Below are 16,923 nucleotides of genomic sequence, written 5' to 3'. Positions count from 1 at the left end.
GGTTAGAGTCTTTCAAGTGCCCGGGTGAACAAGCCGGGAACGAAATGCGGATGTAGCGCAGTTGGTAGCGCACAACCTTGCCAAGGTTGGGGTCGCGAGTTCGAGTCTCGTCATCCGCTCGAGTGCAGGGGTCTCTTCGGGGGCCACGGCACGTGGGGTCAAACCACACGCGGTGGCGTGGCCGAGCGGCTAGGCACCGGCCTGCAAAGCCGTTTACACGGGTTCGAATCCCGTCGCCACCTCCACTCGAACTGAATAGCCCTTCACGGGCGCGATTGGCGCAGCGGTAGCGCGCTTCCCTGACACGGAAGAGGTCACTGGTTCGATCCCAGTATCGCGCACCACCTGAAACCCCCGCTTCGGCGGGGGTTTTCGCATTCCTGCGCCGCGTTCCGATGCCCGCCTCGACAGAACCACTGGCTAGACTCGTCGCGTGGAACTCGTCTGGTCGACCGCCGCAGCGGCAGTGAAGACCGTCACGCGAACGCTCGGCGCCTGAGCGGGCGGGGCGCGTCGCGCGTCCGAAGCTGAGTAGCCTTGAATCCGAGCCATTCCCAGGAGAGTTTCCGTGACTGACGCTGTGCCCTATCCCGCCGACGGCTTCGCCCTGTTCCCCGACCGCTCCGTGGTCGCCCTTCGCGTGAACGGCGAGCTGAAAGACCTCGCCACGGTGGTGGAGGAGACGGATGCTGTGGAGCCCGTCACCATCGACAGCCCCGACGGCCTCGCGATCCTGCGCCACTCCACGGCGCACGTCCTCGCCCAGGCCGTACAGCGCATCAACCCGCAGGCCAACCTCGGCATCGGCCCGCCCATCACCGACGGCTTCTACTACGACTTCGGAGTGGAGCACCCCTTCACCCCGGAGGACCTCAAGGCCATCGACAAGGAGATGGCGCGCATCATCCGCGAGGGTCAGCGCTTCGTCCGCCGCGTCGTGAGCGACGAGGAGGCGCGTGTCGAGCTCGTCGACGAGCCGTTCAAGCTCGAGCTCATCGGTCTCAAGGGCGGGGGAGCCGAGAAGACGGAGGGCGCTTCCGTCGAGGTCGGCGCCGGCGAGCTGACGATCTACGACAACGTCGACCGCGACGGCCAGACGGTGTGGAAGGACCTCTGCCGCGGCCCGCACCTGCCGAACACCCGCATGATCGGCAACGGCTGGGCGCTGCAGCGCATCGCCGGCGCGTACTGGCGCGGCAGCGAGAAGAACCCGCAGCTGCAGCGCATCTACGGCACCGCGTGGCCGACCAAGGACGAGCTGCGCGCGTATCAGACCCGCCTCGAGGAGGCCGCCAAGCGCGACCACCGCAAGCTCGGCAAGGACCTCGACCTGTTCTCGTTCCCCGACGAGATCGGCTCGGGCCTGTCGGTGTGGCACCCGCGCGGCGGCGTCATCCGCGGCGAGATGGAGCAGCACGCCCGTCGCCGGCACATCGAGGGCGGCTACACCTACGTGTACACGCCGCACATCTCGAAGGAGGACCTGTTCCTCACCTCGAACCACCTCGTCACGTACAAGGAGGGCATGTTCCCGCCCATCGTGATGGACGAGGAGCGCGACGAGAACGGCGAGATCACCAAGCACGGCCAGGACTACTACCTGAAGCCGATGAACTGCCCGATGCACATCCTGATCTACAAGGAGCGCGCGCGCAGCTACCGCGACCTGCCGATGCGCCTCGCCGAGAACGGCACGGTGTACCGCAACGAGCTGTCGGGCGCCCTGCACGGCCTCACCCGCGTGCGCGGCTTCACGCAGGACGACTCGCACCTGTTCGTCACCCCCGAGCAGCTGGAGGAGGAGGCGACCCGCGTCCTCGGATTCGTCATCTCGATGCTGCGCGACTTCGGCCTCGATGACTTCGAGCTCGAGCTGTCGATGCGCGACGACGAGAAGGACAAGTGGATCGGCTCGGAGGAGTTCTGGGACTACTCCACGAATGCCCTCCGCAACGTCGCGGTCGCGAGCGGTCAGAAGCTCACCGAGGTGCCCGGCGAGGCCGCGTTCTACGGCCCGAAGATCGACCTCAAGACGCGTGACGCGATCGGCCGCACCTGGCAGCTGTCGACGGTGCAGGTCGACCCGAACCTGCCCGAGCGCTTCGAGCTCGAGTACACCGACCGCGACGGCCAGAAGAAGCGGCCAATCATGATCCACCGTGCGCTCTTCGGCTCGATCGAGCGGTTCTTCGCGATCCTGCTCGAGCACTACGCCGGGGCGTTCCCGGTGTGGCTGTCGCCCGTCCAGGTCGTCGGCATCCCCGTCGCGGAGGACTTCGCGGACTACCTCGGCGAGGTCATCGACCAGCTGAAGGCCGAGGGCGTGCGGGCCGAGCTCGACCACTCCGACGACCGCATGCAGAAGAAGATCCGCACGCACACCACGCAGAAGGTGCCGCTCCAGCTCATCGCGGGCGCGCAGGACCAGGCCGGCGGCACCGTGTCGTTCCGCTTCCGCGACGGCTCGCAGGAGAACGGCGTGCCGATCGCGGACGCCGTCCGGCGGGTCCGCGAGGCGATCGCGTCCCACGCGCTGGTGAACACGGCCGAGGACTTCGCGTGAGCTCCGACGAGGTCGGGTCGGTGGCGCCGGGAGTGGATGCTGCCGACCCGGCGCTCGTCGACGCCGCGACGCTCGCGGGGGTCCCCGACGAGTTCCAGCGCCTCTGGACGCCGCACCGCATGGCGTACATCCAGGCGGGGCCGGAGGTGCTGCGCAAGGCGTGCCCGTTCTGCGAGGCGCCCGAGAAGTCCGACGAGGACGGCCTCATCGTGTTCCGCGGCAAGACGGCCTACGCGCTGCTGAACCTCTTCCCCTACAACTCCGGCCACCTCCTGGTGTGCCCGTACCGCCACATCGCGACCTACGACGAGGCGACCGAGGAAGAGGTCGCCGAGATCGGGCTGCTCACGCAGCAGGGCATGCGCGTGCTCCGGCAGGTCTCGCGCTGCGACGGCTTCAACATCGGCATGAACCAGGGCCACGTGGCCGGCGCCGGCGTCGACGAGCACCTGCACCAGCACATCGTGCCGCGCTGGTCGTCTGACGCGAACTTCTTCCCGATCATCGCGAAGACGAAGGCGCTCCCGCAGTTGCTCGGCGACGTGCGCCGCGCCGTCTGGGACGCCTGGAACGCGTGAGGTGAGAGCAACGGATGCCGCGGCCTGCGGCATCCGTTCCGCTCGATGCGTCAGCGGACCCGCGTGACCTCGAACTGCAGGCGGGGGTTCGCGTAGGCGTCCTGCGACTCGACGAGCTGGAGTTCGCGCTCGCCCGAGGCGTGGGTGCGCTCGAGCAGGTCGTAGACGCTCGACGTCGTGCGGGCGAGGGCGTCGGCCGCGTCGCCGGTGCGGCGGTAGTGCGCCGTGAACAGCGCCGCCGTGACGTCGCCCGAGCCGTTGGCCTTCATCGGGATGTGCGGCGTCTGCACGATCCACGCGCCGTCGTCGGTGACCGCGAGCATCTCGATCGTGCCCTCGGCGCGATCCGGGCGCTCGACGCTCGTCACCAGCACAGTGCTCGGGCCCATCGCGCGAGCGGCGTCGGCGGACGCGAGCGTCGAGTCGAGGTCGGACGGATCGGTCTCGGTGAGAAAGCCCAGCTCGAACTGGTTCGGCGTGATGATGTCGGCGGCGGGGACCACGCGATCGCGCAGCAGCACCGGGATCGCGGGGGCCACGAAGCACCCCGACTTGGCGTTGCCCATCACCGGGTCGCACGCATAGATCGCGGACGGGTTCGCCTGCTTGACGCGCGCGACCGCTTCGAGGATGACGTCGGCGATGCCCTCGCCGCCCTGGTAGCCCGAGAGCACCACGTCGACCTCGGGGAAGACGCCGCGGTCCTCGATGCCCTGGATGACGTCGCGGACGTCGTCGGGGCTGATCATCGGACCGCGCCACGCGCCGTACCCGGTGTGGTTCGAGAAGTTGACCGTGTACACGGGCATGACCTCGACGCCGATGCGCTGCAGCGGGAAGACGGCGGCGGAGTTGCCGACGTGGCCGTAGGCGACCGCGGACTGGATCGAGAGGATCTTCACCGCTCGATCATGCCACTTCGCGGGTGACGAGCCGTCCACCGGCCGCGTGCACGGCGGCGGCCACGTCGACGGCGAGCCGTTCGGCGTCGGCGTCGTCGAGGTCGTGCACCGTGAGGCGCAGGCGGCGCGAGGGCCCGCCGTCGCCGAGGACGAAGTCGTCGCCCGCGCGCGCCAGCCATCCACGCCGCATGAGCTGCTCCGACACGGCGCGCGCGGGCACGGGAAGGGGGATCCACAGGTTCAGCCCGTCACCCGCCTCCGCCGGGACGCCCTCGTTCGTGAGCCGTTTGACGAACGCGGCATTGCGCGCCGCGTAGTGCGCACCGGCGCGTTCGATCGCCGCCGCGGTCGCAGCATCCGTCACCAACGCCAGCGTGAGCCGCTGCAGCAGGTGGCTCACCCACGTCGTCCCGGGGGTGAGGCGCATGGCGAGCCGCTCCGCGGTCTCGGGATCGGATGCCGTGACCGCGAGGCACATGTCGGGTCCGAGGAACTTCGACACCGACCTCACGAGCGCCCAGCGGCGGTGAGCGGGAGCGATCAGCGAGTGGAACGGCCGCCGCGACAGGAGCGAGAAATGGTCGTCCTCGATCACGAGCACATAGGGGTGATCGCTGAGCACGGCCCGCAGCTCCTCGGCACGGCGCGCCGACAGGCTGGCACCCGTCGGGTTCTGCGCCCGCGGCGTGTGGACGACCGCGCGCACGCCCTGTTCGAGCGCTGCGCGCAGTCCCTCGACGGTCATGCCCTCGTCGTCGACGGGAACCGGCACGGGGCGATAGCCGCCGATCCTCACGGTGTGGATGCTGGTGAGGAAGCACGGGTCCTCGAGTGCGACGGCGTCGTCGCGGGTGAGCGCCTGGGCGAGCAGCCGCTCGACCGCGTCGGCGGCGCCGCTGGTGATGGTGAGCCGCAGGTCGGCGGCGGGCGCCAGCCCTTCTCGCATCCACGCGAGCGCCCAGCGCTCGAGCCCGGGGTCGATGACGGGTTCGCCGTACAGCACCGGCCGGCCCGCCATCGTCGCCAGCGCACCCGACAGATCGGGGATGAGCGCGGGGTCGGGGTTGCCGGTGCCGACGTCGCGCAGGACGCTGCCGGCGGCGAAGCCCTCCTGCGCGACGGGGGAGAGGTCGGCGACGCGCGTGCCACCCCTTCCGCGCGTGACGATGACGCCGGCCTGGGTGAGCTGGCGGTACGCCGCGACGACCGTGTTGCGGTTGACGCCGAGATCGTCGGCGAGGGTGCGAACCGGCGGCAGGATGTCGCCGGGATGCAGCTCGCCGCGCTCGATGCGGGCCCGCAGGCTCTCGGCGATCTCGGAGGCGGATCGCCCGCTGATGTCGAGGTCCATGCCCGCCCTTCCGTGACGTCCTGCCCCGCCGAGTGTACGGCCCAGCCCATGCTATCTTTTGGCCTAGGCCAATACCCGCATTGTCCTCACCCGTTGCGCGTCCGCGCTCCGATCGAAGGGAAAGCTCGTGACCACTGCCGACACGGGAACCGACCGCGTCAAGCGCGGCCTCGCCGAGATGCTCAAGGGCGGCGTCATCATGGACGTCGTCACCGCCGACCAGGCGAAGATCGCCGAAGACGCCGGCGCCGTCGCCGTCATGGCGCTCGAGCGCGTGCCCGCCGACATCCGCGCGCAGGGCGGTGTCTCGCGCATGAGCGACCCCGACATGATCGACGGCATCATCGAGGCCGTCTCCATCCCGGTGATGGCGAAGGCGCGCATCGGCCACTTCGTCGAGGCGCAGGTGCTGCAGGAGCTCGGAGTCGACTACATCGACGAGTCCGAGGTGCTCTCGCCCGCCGACTACGTGAACCACATCGACAAGTGGAACTTCACGGTGCCGTTCGTGTGCGGCGCCACCAACCTGGGCGAGGCACTGCGACGCATCAACGAGGGCGCGGCGATGATCCGCTCGAAGGGCGAGGCGGGCACCGGCGACGTGTCGGAGGCCACCAAGCACATCCGCAAGATCACGAGCGAGATCAACGTGCTGCGCTCCATGACGAAGGACGAGCTCTACGTCGCCGCGAAGGAGCTGCAGGCGCCGTACGACCTCGTCGCCGAGATCGCCGAGACCGGCAAGCTCCCCGTCGTGCTCTTCGTCGCGGGCGGCGTCGCCACTCCCGCCGATGCCGCGATGATGATGCAGATGGGCGCCGACGGCGTGTTCGTCGGCTCGGGCATCTTCAAGTCCGGCAACCCCGCCCAGCGCGCCGCGGCCATCGTGAAGGCGACGACGTTCTACGACGACCCCAAGGTGATCGCGGAGGTGTCGCGCGGGCTCGGCGAGGCCATGGTCGGCATCAACGTCGCCGATCTCCCCGCGCCGCACCGTCTCGCCGAGCGCGGCTGGTGACGACGACGGCGCCGCGCGTCGGCGTCCTGGCGCTGCAGGGCGACGTCCGTGAGCACGTGCGCGTGCTCACGGACCTGGGCGCCGAGGTCACGAAGGTCCGCCGCCCCGAGGAGCTCGCCGCCGTCGACGGCCTCGTGCTCCCGGGCGGCGAGTCCAGCGTGATCGACAAGCTCTCGCGCGCGTTCGGCATGCGCGAGCCGGTGCGGGCCGCGATCGCCGACGGCATGCCGGTGTACGGCACGTGCGCGGGCCTCATCCTGCTCGCCGACCGCATCACCGACGGCATCGAGGGCCAGCAGACCTTCGGCGGCCTCGACGTCACCGTGCGCCGCAACGCCTTCGGCAGCCAGGTGGACTCGTTCGAGGTGGACCTCGACATCGCGGCGCTCGGGGATCCGCCCGTGCATGCGGTCTTCATCCGCGCGCCCCTCGTCGAGGAGTCGGGCGAGGGCGTGGAGCGGCTCGCCGTCCTCGAGGACGGCCGCGTCGTCGCCGTCCGGCAGGGCTCCCTGCTGGGCACCTCGTTCCACCCCGAGGTCACGGGCGAGCACCGCTTCCACCGGCTGTTCCTCGACATGGTCCGCGATCGCGTGCGGTGACGGGACGCAGGAGACCCACCGGGGTAGGTTCTGCAGCATGACGATCAACGACTGGTGGCGCGAGCACCCCGAGGAGCGGTACTGGATGATCGCCCCGTCGCGCGGCATCGTCGGCGACGCCCTCTCGGCCCCGAAGGCCCAGGACGAGCGCCGGTTCGAATGGTCGCACGAGCTCGTCGGCTTCACCGAGCCGGGCGACACCCTGTTCGTGTGGGATCGCACGCTGCCGGTCCCCGGCATCGCCGCGTGGGGCCGTGTGCTCGGCCCGCTGGGGGAGGAGACCCGCGATCGCCGCGGCGACGACCTTCCGCATTGGCGCATGCCGATCAGCGACACGCTGCGGCTCGCCTCGCCGATCACCCTGCTGAGCCTGCGCCGCGTCGGCAGCGAGATCGTGTCGGTGCGCGACCGGGTGGAGGAGCTCACCGAGGGCCCCGTCTACTTCCCCTTCATCGGCACGGCCGAGACGCTCGCACCGGCTCCCGCATACCTCACGAAGGTCCCGCGCGACCTGGTGGCGCTGCTGTCGTCGCGGTTCGGCTTCGAGTTCGCGCTGTAGCGCGGGGATAAACTAGTCCGTCGGACGAGGCGTTCAGGCGCCCGCACCCGACGAGCGTGAATACAGGAGGACCATGTCCGGGCATTCCAAATGGGCGACGACCAAGCACAAGAAGGCCGTCATCGACGCGCGCCGTGCGAAGTCGTGGGCCAAGCTCATCAAGAACATCGAGGTCGCCGCCAAGCTCGGCGGGCCCGACCTGCAGGGCAACCCGACCCTGTTCGACGCCGTGCTCAAGGCGAAGAAGACGTCGGTCCCGAAGGACAACATCGACCGCGCCATCAAGCGCGGCGCCGGCATCGGCGGCGAGTCGGTCGAGTACGCCTCGATCATGTACGAGGGGTACGGCCCCAACGGCGTCGCCCTCATGATCGAGTGTCTGACCGACAACAAGAACCGCGCCGCGGCGGAGGTGCGCACCGCGCTCACCCGCAACGGCGGCACGCTGGCCGACCCGGGCAGCGTCGCGTACAACTTCACCCGCAAGGGCGTCATCGTCGTCGGCGGCGAGGGCACCAGCGAGGACGACGTCATGCTCGCGGTCCTCGAGGCCGGCGCCGAAGAGGTCGAGCCGCACGCGCAGGGCTTCGAGGTCATCACCGAGGCGACCGACCTCGTGACGGTGCGCTCCGCCCTCCAGGACGCGGGCATCGAGTACGAGTCGGCCGACGTCGAGTTCGTCCCCAACCTCAAGGTCGAGGTCGACGCCGACACGGCCCGCAAGGTCTTCCGTCTCATCGACGCCCTCGAAGACAGCGACGACGTCCAGAACGTCTACAGCAACTTCGACCTCACCGCCGAGGTGCAGGCCGAGCTCGAGAACGACGAGGACTGACCTCGGAGCGGAGGACGGATGCCGCGGCCGGGCGCGCCTGGCCGCAGCATCCGTCCTCCTCGCCTAGCGTGGGGGAGTGGCATCCTCCCGCGGTCGTCTGCGCGTGCTCGGAATCGATCCGGGCCTGACGCGCTGCGGTGTCGGCGTCGTGGACGTGGCACTCGACCGCTCGGCGGTGCTCGTGCATGTGGGCGTCGTGCGCTCCGATCCGGCGATGCCGATCGAGGAGCGGCTCGCGCTCATCGCGACCGGGCTGCGCGCCGTGGTGGACGCGCATGAACCCGATGTGGTCGCGGTGGAGCGGGTCTTCGCGCAGCACAACCGCGCCACCGTGATGGGCACCGCGCAGGCCAGCGGCATCGCCCTGCTCGTCGCGGGCGAGCGCGGGCTCGCGGCGGCCACGCACACCCCGTCCGAGGTGAAGGCGGCCATCACGGGGTACGGCAACGCCGACAAACGCCAGGTGCAGACCATGGTGGCGCGCGTGCTCCGGCTCGACGAGCTGCCGAAACCCGCCGACGCGGCGGATGCCCTCGCCCTCGCGCTGTGCCACGCATGGCGCGGCGCACCGGCCCGTGCCGCCGCATCCGGCCCGCTCACTCCCGCGCAGCGCGCGTGGGCCGACGCGGAGCGACTCGCCCGGCGATGAAGCCCGGCACGGCCGTGCGTGTCGCTCGAACAAACGTCCGAACCGCCGCGTAGGCTCGACGCATGATCTCCTCAGTCCGCGGCACCGCCGTGCACGTCGATGCGGATGCGGTCGTCGTCGAGGTCGGGGGAGTCGGCCTCCACGTCGCCGTGACGCCCCAGGTCGCCCGCACCACGCACCTGGGCGACACCGTCACCCTCCACACCACTCTCATCGTCCGGGAGGACGCGCTGTCGCTGTTCGGCTTCGAGTCGCGAGAAGAGCTCGTCGTGTTCGGCCAGCTGCTCGGCGTCACCGGCGTGGGGCCGAAGTCGGCACTCGGCGTGCTCGCGACGCTGACGGTGCCGCAGATCGCCGACGCCGTCTCGGCGGACGACGACGCCCCCTTCCGCCGCGTCTCGGGCATCGGCCCGAAGACGGCGAAGCTCATCGTGGTGCAGCTCGCCGGCAAGATCGCGGTGACACGCCCCACGGGTTCTGCAGGGACGGATGCCGCAGCCTCCGCCGCGATCCCGGCACAGGTCGTGCAGGCCCTCGTGGGTCTCGGCTGGTCCGAGCGGGTCGCCGTGGACGCCGTCGAGACCGTGGCCGCCGACGCGCCCGAGCAGGATCGGGGGTCGGTGCCGGCGCTGCTGCGCCTCACGCTCGCGACCCTCGGCCCCGCCCGGAAGGAGACCGTGAGTGGCTGACGTGCGCGAAGCCGAGGAGCCCGTCGACGAGTCCGAGCTCGCGATCGAGGGTGCGCTGCGCCCGACGTCGCTCGCGGAGTTCGTCGGCCAGCAGAAGGTGCGCGGTCAGATGCAGCTGCTGCTCGACGCGGCGCGCATCCAGCAGCGCCCGGCCGACCACATCCTCCTGTCGGGTCCGCCGGGACTCGGCAAGACGACGCTCGCGATGATCGTCGCCTACGAGAGCGGGCGCCCGCTGCGACTGTCCAGCGGCCCCGCCATCCAGCACGCGGGCGACCTCGCCGCGCTGCTGTCGAGCCTCACGCCGGGCGAGGTCCTCTTCATCGACGAGGTGCACCGCATGGCGCGCTCCGCGGAAGAGATGCTGTACCTCGCCATGGAGGATTTCCGCATCGACATCATGGTGGGCAAGGGCGCCGGTGCGACCAGCATCCCGCTCGATCTGTCGCCGTTCACCCTCGTGGGCGCGACGACGCGGTCGGGCCTCCTGCCCAATCCGCTGCGCGACCGCTTCGGCTTCACCGCGCACCTCGAGTACTACGAGCCCGAAGAGCTCGAGCGGGTGATCGAGCGCTCCGCCGTCATGCTGGGCGTCTCGCTGCCGCCCGCGGCGCGGGCCGAGATCGCCCGGCGCTCACGGGGGACACCCCGCATCGCGAACCGCCTGCTGCGGCGCGTACGCGACTACCTCGTCGTCCACGGCCGCACCGGCGCCGACATCGCGGCGGTCGACGCCGCGCTCGACCTCTACGACGTGGACCGGATCGGGCTCGACCGGCTCGACCGCGCAGTGCTCGACATGCTGGTGCGGCGCTTCCGCGGCGGGCCGGTGGGACTCAGCACGCTCGCCGTCGCCGTGGGCGAAGAGCCCGACACCATCGAGTCGGTGGTCGAGCCGTACCTCGTGCGCATCGGCTTCATGGGCCGCACCCCCCGCGGACGCATCGCCATGCCCGACGCCTACGCCCACCTGGGGGTGCCGCAGGCCGACTCGGTGCTGGGATTCGATGACCTATAATCGCTGGAGGTTCACACCCATCCCTCCCTGCAAGGCAGCGCCGCCCCGGCGCCTGCCTGACCCGAAAGGTGCTTCCGCTCCATGGACTTCCTGAGCAACTACGGCCTGATCATTCTGCTGGTCGTTCTCCTCGTCTTCATGTTCTGGAGCTCCCGTCGTCGCATGCAGAAGCAGAAGGCCGAGCAGGAGGAGAAGGCGCGTCAGACCGTTCCCGGCTCGGAGGTGCTGCTCCAGGGCGGCCTGTACGGCACGATCATCTCCTACGACGCCGAGAACCTCGACCAGCCCGCGATCGTCGAGCTCGCCCCTGGCGTCGAGATCAAGGTGCACAGCCAGGCGATCCTCCGCGTCGTGAACCCCGGCGAGCACGCGGTCACCGAGGACGAGTACCTCGCCGCCGAAGAGAGCCACGCCGAGTACGCCGAGGGTGTGGCCAACGGCGACATCACGTCCATCAGCGACGACCAGATCAGCGCCGCGGGCAAGGAGAAGACCGACCCCGACGCCGAGACCGGCCCCAAGTCGCAGGGCTGACGCCCCTCCGTTCGCCCGTTCGGGCTCTCAAGAAAGCAAAGACGTGGCGACTTCCACCCCCGTCCGGCATGCATGGCGCGCGCTGACCGGACTCCTCGCGATCACGGCGCTCCTGTTCGGCATCAACGCGCTCGGCGTGTACGTGTTCGGGCAGAGCTCGTGGACCCCGGCGCTCGCGCTCGATCTCCAGGGCGGCACGCAGATCGTCCTCGAGGCGCAGACCGAGGACGGCGCCGACCCGTCGACCGAGCAGATGCAGCAGGCCGTGACGATCATCCGCCAGCGCGTCGACGCCTCGGGCGTCGGCGAGGCCGACGTCACCACCCAGGGCGGCAACCAGATCGTGGTGCAGATCCCCGGTCAGGCCGACGAGGAGACCCGCAACCGCATCGAGGCCTCGGCGCAGCTCCAGCTCCGCGCCGTCCTCTACGCGGGCGCGCCTGCCAACACGTTCGTGGGAGACGACGGCAAGACCACGCCCTACCCCACGCCCGACCCGTCGCTGCAGGCGACGCCCACCACGTCGCCGACGAACGGCAGCGACCTCGCGTGGATCACGCCGGCCCTGCAGGCCGAGTTCCAGGCGTACGACTGCGCCGATCCGGCCAACGACCCCGCCAACGCGCCGGCCGACGAGCCGCTCATCACGTGTGACGCCGACGGCACGGTCAAGTACATCCTCGGCCCGGTCGAGCTCGACGGCTCGTCGATCGACGACGCCACCTTCGGCCTGCAGCAGAACAACGGCCTGTGGGCGGTCAACCTCTCGTTCGATTCCGAGGGCACCCAGACGTTCGGTGAGATCAGCCAGCGCCTGTACGGCGCGCAGGCGCCGCTGAACCAGTTCGCCTTCGTGCTCGACGGCTACGTCCTGTCGGCACCGTCGATGAACGGCGTGATCCTCGACGGCAAGCCGAGCATCACGGGCAGCTTCACGCAGGAGTCCGCGAAGGTTCTCGCCGACCAGCTCAAGTACGGCGCACTGCCGCTGAGCTTCACGGTGGAGAGCTCGAACTCGATCTCCGCGACGCTCGGTTCGCAGCAGCTGCAGATCGGCCTCATCGCCGGTCTGATCGGTCTGATCCTGGTCGCGATCTACTCGCTGATCATCTACCGCGCGCTGGGCTTCATCATCATCGCCTCGCTCGCGGTGATGGCGGTGCTCACGTACGTCACGCTGTGCATCCTGGCGTGGCGCATGGGCTTCCGCCTCTCGCTCGCCGGTGTCGCGGGCCTGATCGTGACCATCGGCTTCACGGCCGACTCGTTCATCGTCTACTTCGAACGCATCCGAGACGAGCTGCGCGACGGAAAGTCGATCACCGCCGCCGTCGAGGACGGCTGGGGCCGGGCGAAGCGGACTATCTACATCTCGAAGTCGATCAACATCCTCGCGGCCGTCGTGCTGTACATCCTCGCGGACTCGACGGTGAAGGGCTTCGCCTTCACCCTCGGCCTCACGACCGCGATCGACGTGCTGATCTTCATCCTGTTCACCCACCCCGTGCTGCAGCTCCTGGCGCGCACGCGCTTCTTCGGGTCGGGGCATCCGCTGTCCGGTCTCGACCCCACCGCGCTCGGTGCGGTCTATCGCGGGCGCGCGCAGTTCCGCGACCCGGTGCTCGCCACCGGCGCCGCAGGTCGCCGCAACGCCAAGTCCCGCGGTGAAGCCGCGCGTCGCCAGACCATCGCCGAGCGCAAGCAGGCGGAGCTCGCGGCCGCCGACAGCGCGAAACCCGGCACGACGCCCAAGGAGGGAGACGAATGATGCGCTCCATGAGCCAGTTCGGCAACGACCTCTACACCGGCAAGACGTCGTTCCCCTTCGTCGGCCGCCGACGCCTGTGGTTCCTCATCGCCGCGATCCTCGTGCTCGGCTCGGCGCTCGTGCCGCTCCTGCGCCCCATCCAGTTCTCGATCGAGTTCACGGGCGGATCGCAGTTCACGGTCAGCGGTGTCGCCGCGCCCATCGACCAGTCGCTCGCCACCGACGCCGTCCACTCGGTCGTCCCGGAAGCGACGACCAAGGTCGTCACGATCGGCGATGACGCGGTGCGCGTCCAGACCGACCAGGTGACGGATGCCGAGAGCCGCGAGATCTCGGCGGCCCTCGCCGACACCTACAACGTGCCCGAGAGCGAAGTCAGCTACGCGTTCATCGGGCCCAGCTGGGGAGCCGACGTCACGCGCCAGTCACTGTGGGGCCTCGCGATCTTCCTGGCGCTGACGGCGATCATCCTGGCGCTGTACTTCCGCACCTGGAAGATGTCGCTCTCGGCGATCATCGGCCTCGTGGACGTGCTCATCATCACGATCGGCATCTACGCGCTGTTCGGCTTCGAGATCTCGCCTGCGGCGGTGATCGGCTTCCTGACGATCCTGTCGTACGCGTTGTACGACACGACAGTCGTCTTCGACAAGATCAGGGAGAATACGAGCGAAGACGGCGAAGTGTCAGGGCGCACGTTCGGTGAATCGGTCAACCTCGCGGTGAACCAGACGCTCGTGCGCTCGATCAACACGACAGTCGTCGCGATCCTGCCGACCGGTGCGATCCTGATCATCGGCGTCATCTGGGCCGGCGCGCAGACGCTCACCGACCTCTCGCTGTCGATCTTCGTGGGAACGATCGTGGCCGCGTACTCGACGATCTTCGTCGCAGCGCCGCTGTACTCGCTCCTGCGTGAGAACGAGCCGGCCATCAAGACGCGCGACGCGCGCGTCGTGGCGGCGCGCGAGCTGGCGGGCACCCCGGCCTGAGGGCTCGCCGCGCGGGCGTAGGATTGTGAGGTCCGGCGGAGGGGAGGGGAACGAGTGACCGAGACCGTCCCCCCCGCCCAGTCCTCGTCCCTCCGGCGTCTGGTCCCTCGGATCTTCTCGAGGTCCGCCCGCCGCGACGACGTCGAACAGCTGCTTCGGACGGTGCGCACGCACCATCCGAAGGGCGATCTGTCGATCGTCGAACGCGCCTACTCGGTCGCCGAGACCGCGCACACCGGGCAGCTGCGTCAGAGCGGCGAGCCGTACATCACGCACCCGCTGGCCGTGGCGCAGATCCTCGCGGATCTCGGGCTCGGGCCGCGCGCGATCGCCGCCGCGCTCCTGCACGACACCGTGGAGGACACCGAGTACTCGCTCGAGATGCTCACGAGCGAGTTCGGCGACGAGGTCGCCATGCTCGTCGACGGCGTGACCAAGCTCGACAAGGTCAAGTACGGCGAGAGCGCGCAGGCCGAGACCGTCCGCAAGATGATCGTCGCGATGTCGCGCGACATCCGCGTGCTGCTCATCAAACTCGCCGACCGGCTGCACAACGCCCGCACATGGGGCTTCGTGCCGCCCGAGAAGTCGCGCAAGAAGGCGACCGAGACGCTCGAGATCTACGCGCCGCTCGCACACCGGCTCGGCATCCAGGCGATCAAGTCCGAACTCGAGGACCTGTCGTTCGCCGTGCTCCACCCGAAGCTGTACGCCGAGATCGACAGCCTCGTGAAGCAGCGCACGCCGCAGCGCGAGCAGTACGTGCAGAACGTCATCGACGCGGTCGACAGCGACCTGCGCGAGCTCCGCATCCGCGGCCGCGTGATGGGCCGGCCCAAGCAGCTGTACTCCGTGTACCAGAAGATGGTGGTCCGCGGCCGCGAGTTCGACGACATCTACGACCTCATCGGCATCCGCGTGCTCGTCGGCAGCGTGCGCGACTGCTACGCCGTCCTGGGCGCGATCCACGCACGCTGGACGCCGCTTCCCGGGCGCTTCAAGGACTACATCGCGACCCCGAAGTTCAACCTCTACCAGTCGCTGCACACGACCGTGATCGGCCCGGGCGGCCGCACCGTCGAGATCCAGATCCGCACGCATGAGATGCACCAGCAGGCGGAGTACGGCGTCGCGGCCCACTGGAAGTACAAAGAGCAGATGAACGGCGGCAAGGCGGACTCCAAGTCCGTCGACACCGACATGGCGTGGCTCGCGCACATCTCCGACTGGCAGGCCGAGACCGCCGACCCGGGCGAGTTCCTCGATTCGCTGCGGTTCGAGATCGGCGCGAAAGAGGTCTACGTCTTCACGCCGAAGGGCCGCGTCATCGGCCTGCCCTCGGGGGCGACCCCCGTCGACTTCGCGTACGCCGTGCACACCGAGGTCGGCCACCGCACGATGGGTGCGAAGGTCAACGGGCGGCTCGTGCCGCTCGAGTCCGAGCTCAAGAGCGGCGACGTCGTCGAGGTGTTCACGTCGAAGAACCCCGACGCCGGCCCCAGCCAGGACTGGCTCGGGTTCGTGCGCAGCACCCGCGCGCGCAACAAGATCCGCGGCTGGTTCACGAAGGAGCGCCGCGAAGAGGCCATCGAGCAGGGCAAGGAGTCCATCGCCCGCGCGATGCGCCGGCAGAACCTGCCGCTGCAGCGCCTGATGAGCCAGGACTCCTTCACCGAGGTCGCCCATCAGCTGCGCTACGAAGACGTGTCGGCGCTGTACGCCGCCGTCGGCGAGGGACACGTCTCGACCCAGTCCGTCCTCGAGAAGGTCACCGCCCTCGTCGCGGCCAATGACACCACCACCGGCCCGATCGACCTGCCGGTCGTGGGCCGGGCCCGGGCCGCGCGCAACGGCGACTCGGGCGTCCTCGTGCGCGGCGCCCCTGACATCCTCGTCAAGCTCGCGAAGTGCTGCACGCCGGTGCCCGGTGACCAGATCGTCGGGTTCGTCACGCGCGGCAGCGGTGTCTCGGTGCACCGCGCCGACTGCACGAACGTGAAGTCCCTCATGCAGGACCCGGAGCGCCTCATCGACGTCGAATGGGCGCCCACGACGAAGAGCATCTTCCTGGTGCAGATCCAGGTCGAGGCGCTCGACCGCTCGGGTCTTCTCAGCGACGTCACGCGCGTCCTGAGCGAGCACCACGTCAACATCCTCTCGGCGACGGTCTCGACCTCGAACGACCGTCTGGCGCTCAGCCGCTTCGTCTTCGAGATGGGCGACATCGTCCACCTCGACCGCGTGCTCAACGCCGTGCGGCGCATCGACGCCGTCTACGACGTCTACCGCGTCACGTCGTCCTGACCCGCGGCCACGATCGACCGGAGGCACGCGAGCGCCGAGCGCTTGTGGGGGAGCGACCCCGCCTCGAGCCGCGCGATCGCGCGGGCCGCAGCATCCGATTCGATGTCCGCGAGAAGCCGCGCGGCCGCGATGTGCTCGTCGTCGCCCACGCGCGCGAGGTCGGTGAGCGTGCGCTCGGGGCTCGTGACGAGCACGCCCCCGACCAGCTGCAGGTCGCTGGGAGGCACCTGCACGTCGCGGTAGACCAGCCGGCGGTCCGGCAGGACGTGCAGGCGCCGCGGCACCGCGCGCTGCACCGCATGCCGCGACGGCGGCAGGTCGAGTGCCCCGTGCACCCAGGCCGCCGACAGGTGGGTCGCCGCGAGCGTGTCGCCCAGCGTCTCGGCGAGCGACCCTGCGCGGAGCGCCGCCGTCTCGACGGCATCGGCGGGGATGTACGCGTCACCGAGGGCGACGAGGTCGCCGTCGAGGCAGGCGGCCGTGAGCTCGGCGTGCGAGAGCCGCTCGTCGGCGAAGTAGAGGAAGGGCGATCCCACGCAGGCAGTCTGTCGCACTCCGGACGGG

The 16,923-nt window shown here is 69.7% G+C and carries 16 protein-coding genes and 3 tRNA genes; 16 read left to right on the top strand and 3 right to left on the bottom strand.

Annotation, left to right across the window (positions count from 1 at the left end; genetic code table 11):
• Positions 1 to 46: 46 nt before the first annotated feature.
• The 5 genes from ACFC1I_RS02585 (at position 47) to ACFC1I_RS02565 (ending at position 3,141) form a co-directional block, all read left to right on the top strand.
• Positions 47 to 119 (top strand) — tRNA-Gly (locus tag ACFC1I_RS02585).
• Positions 120 to 171: 52 nt separating this feature from the next.
• A tRNA-Cys gene (locus ACFC1I_RS02580) sits at positions 172 to 245 on the top strand.
• Between the two features lie 24 nt (positions 246 to 269).
• Positions 270 to 344 (top strand) — tRNA-Val (locus ACFC1I_RS02575).
• Positions 345 to 568: 224 nt separating this feature from the next.
• Positions 569 to 2,563, top strand: a complete 1,995-nt coding sequence (gene thrS, locus ACFC1I_RS02570; RefSeq protein WP_376006302.1) for a threonine--tRNA ligase — start codon at positions 569 to 571, stop codon at positions 2,561 to 2,563.
• Positions 2,564 to 2,583: 20 nt separating this feature from the next.
• Complete coding sequence (locus tag ACFC1I_RS02565; RefSeq protein ID WP_376006764.1) at positions 2,584 to 3,141, top strand: HIT domain-containing protein; 558 nt, start codon at positions 2,584 to 2,586, stop codon at positions 3,139 to 3,141.
• Positions 3,142 to 3,191: 50 nt separating this feature from the next.
• Here ACFC1I_RS02565 and pdxY read toward each other — a convergent pair whose 3' ends face one another.
• Both pdxY and ACFC1I_RS02555 read right to left on the bottom strand, forming a co-directional pair.
• Positions 3,192 to 4,043 (bottom strand): pyridoxal kinase PdxY, encoded by an 852-nt coding sequence (gene pdxY, locus ACFC1I_RS02560; protein ID WP_376006301.1) that lies wholly within the window; start codon positions 4,041 to 4,043, stop codon positions 3,192 to 3,194.
• Positions 4,044 to 4,050: 7 nt separating this feature from the next.
• On the bottom strand, positions 4,051 to 5,394 hold the full coding sequence (locus tag ACFC1I_RS02555; protein WP_376006300.1) for an aminotransferase class I/II-fold pyridoxal phosphate-dependent enzyme: 1,344 nt from the start codon (positions 5,392 to 5,394) through the stop codon (positions 4,051 to 4,053).
• A 127-nt stretch (positions 5,395 to 5,521) separates the two neighbouring features.
• Here ACFC1I_RS02555 and pdxS point away from each other — a divergent pair, with 127 nt between their 5' ends.
• The 11 genes from pdxS to ACFC1I_RS02500 all read left to right on the top strand — a co-directional run bounded on the left by pdxS (position 5,522) and on the right by ACFC1I_RS02500 (position 16,359).
• Complete coding sequence (gene pdxS / locus ACFC1I_RS02550) at positions 5,522 to 6,412, top strand: pyridoxal 5'-phosphate synthase lyase subunit PdxS (protein WP_376006299.1); 891 nt, start codon at positions 5,522 to 5,524, stop codon at positions 6,410 to 6,412.
• A complete protein-coding gene (gene pdxT, locus ACFC1I_RS02545) occupies positions 6,406 to 7,011 on the top strand; it encodes a pyridoxal 5'-phosphate synthase glutaminase subunit PdxT (protein WP_376006763.1) in 606 nt (201 codons plus the stop codon). The genes pdxS and pdxT overlap by 7 nt, the downstream gene beginning before the upstream one ends.
• A gap of 37 nt (positions 7,012 to 7,048) precedes the next feature.
• Positions 7,049 to 7,570 carry a hypothetical protein gene (locus ACFC1I_RS02540; protein ID WP_376006298.1) on the top strand — a complete coding sequence of 174 codons (522 nt, stop codon included), beginning with the start codon at positions 7,049 to 7,051 and terminating at the stop codon, positions 7,568 to 7,570.
• Positions 7,571 to 7,643: 73 nt separating this feature from the next.
• Entirely contained in the window at positions 7,644 to 8,405 is a 762-nt protein-coding gene (locus tag ACFC1I_RS02535) for a YebC/PmpR family DNA-binding transcriptional regulator (protein WP_159844203.1), read from the top strand.
• 76 nt (positions 8,406 to 8,481) lie between these two features.
• Positions 8,482 to 9,054: a crossover junction endodeoxyribonuclease RuvC gene (gene ruvC / locus ACFC1I_RS02530; protein WP_376006297.1), complete on the top strand. Its 573-nt coding sequence runs from the start codon at positions 8,482 to 8,484 to the stop codon at positions 9,052 to 9,054.
• A gap of 62 nt (positions 9,055 to 9,116) precedes the next feature.
• On the top strand, positions 9,117 to 9,743 hold the full coding sequence (gene ruvA, locus ACFC1I_RS02525; protein ID WP_376006296.1) for a Holliday junction branch migration protein RuvA: 627 nt from the start codon (positions 9,117 to 9,119) through the stop codon (positions 9,741 to 9,743).
• Positions 9,736 to 10,761 carry a Holliday junction branch migration DNA helicase RuvB gene (gene ruvB / locus ACFC1I_RS02520; protein ID WP_376006295.1) on the top strand — a complete coding sequence of 342 codons (1,026 nt, stop codon included), beginning with the start codon at positions 9,736 to 9,738 and terminating at the stop codon, positions 10,759 to 10,761. The genes ruvA and ruvB overlap by 8 nt, the downstream gene beginning before the upstream one ends.
• A gap of 81 nt (positions 10,762 to 10,842) precedes the next feature.
• The gene (gene yajC / locus ACFC1I_RS02515; protein ID WP_376006294.1) at positions 10,843 to 11,295 is read left to right on the top strand and encodes a preprotein translocase subunit YajC; all 453 of its coding nucleotides are present in this window, start codon (positions 10,843 to 10,845) and stop codon (positions 11,293 to 11,295) included.
• A gap of 43 nt (positions 11,296 to 11,338) precedes the next feature.
• Entirely contained in the window at positions 11,339 to 13,063 is a 1,725-nt protein-coding gene (gene secD, locus ACFC1I_RS02510; RefSeq protein ID WP_376006293.1) for a protein translocase subunit SecD, read from the top strand.
• Entirely contained in the window at positions 13,063 to 14,055 is a 993-nt protein-coding gene (gene secF, locus ACFC1I_RS02505; RefSeq protein ID WP_376006762.1) for a protein translocase subunit SecF, read from the top strand. Before secD ends, secF begins: the two co-directional genes overlap by 1 nt.
• Before the next feature lie 54 nt (positions 14,056 to 14,109).
• Positions 14,110 to 16,359 (top strand): RelA/SpoT family protein, encoded by a 2,250-nt coding sequence (locus tag ACFC1I_RS02500; RefSeq protein ID WP_376006292.1) that lies wholly within the window; start codon positions 14,110 to 14,112, stop codon positions 16,357 to 16,359.
• On the opposite strand, the gene ACFC1I_RS02495 is transcribed toward ACFC1I_RS02500, so the two are convergent.
• Complete coding sequence (locus ACFC1I_RS02495; RefSeq protein WP_376006291.1) at positions 16,338 to 16,895, bottom strand: type IV toxin-antitoxin system AbiEi family antitoxin; 558 nt, start codon at positions 16,893 to 16,895, stop codon at positions 16,338 to 16,340. The genes ACFC1I_RS02500 and ACFC1I_RS02495 overlap by 22 nt on opposite strands.
• Between the last annotated feature and the right edge of the window lie 28 nt (positions 16,896 to 16,923).

The organism is Microbacterium sp. NPDC056044, assembly GCF_042267145.1.
GTDB lineage: Bacteria > Actinomycetota > Actinomycetes > Actinomycetales > Microbacteriaceae > Microbacterium.
The sequence above is the reverse complement of the archived record's forward strand: the minus strand, read 5'-3'. Positions and strand labels throughout refer to the sequence as shown.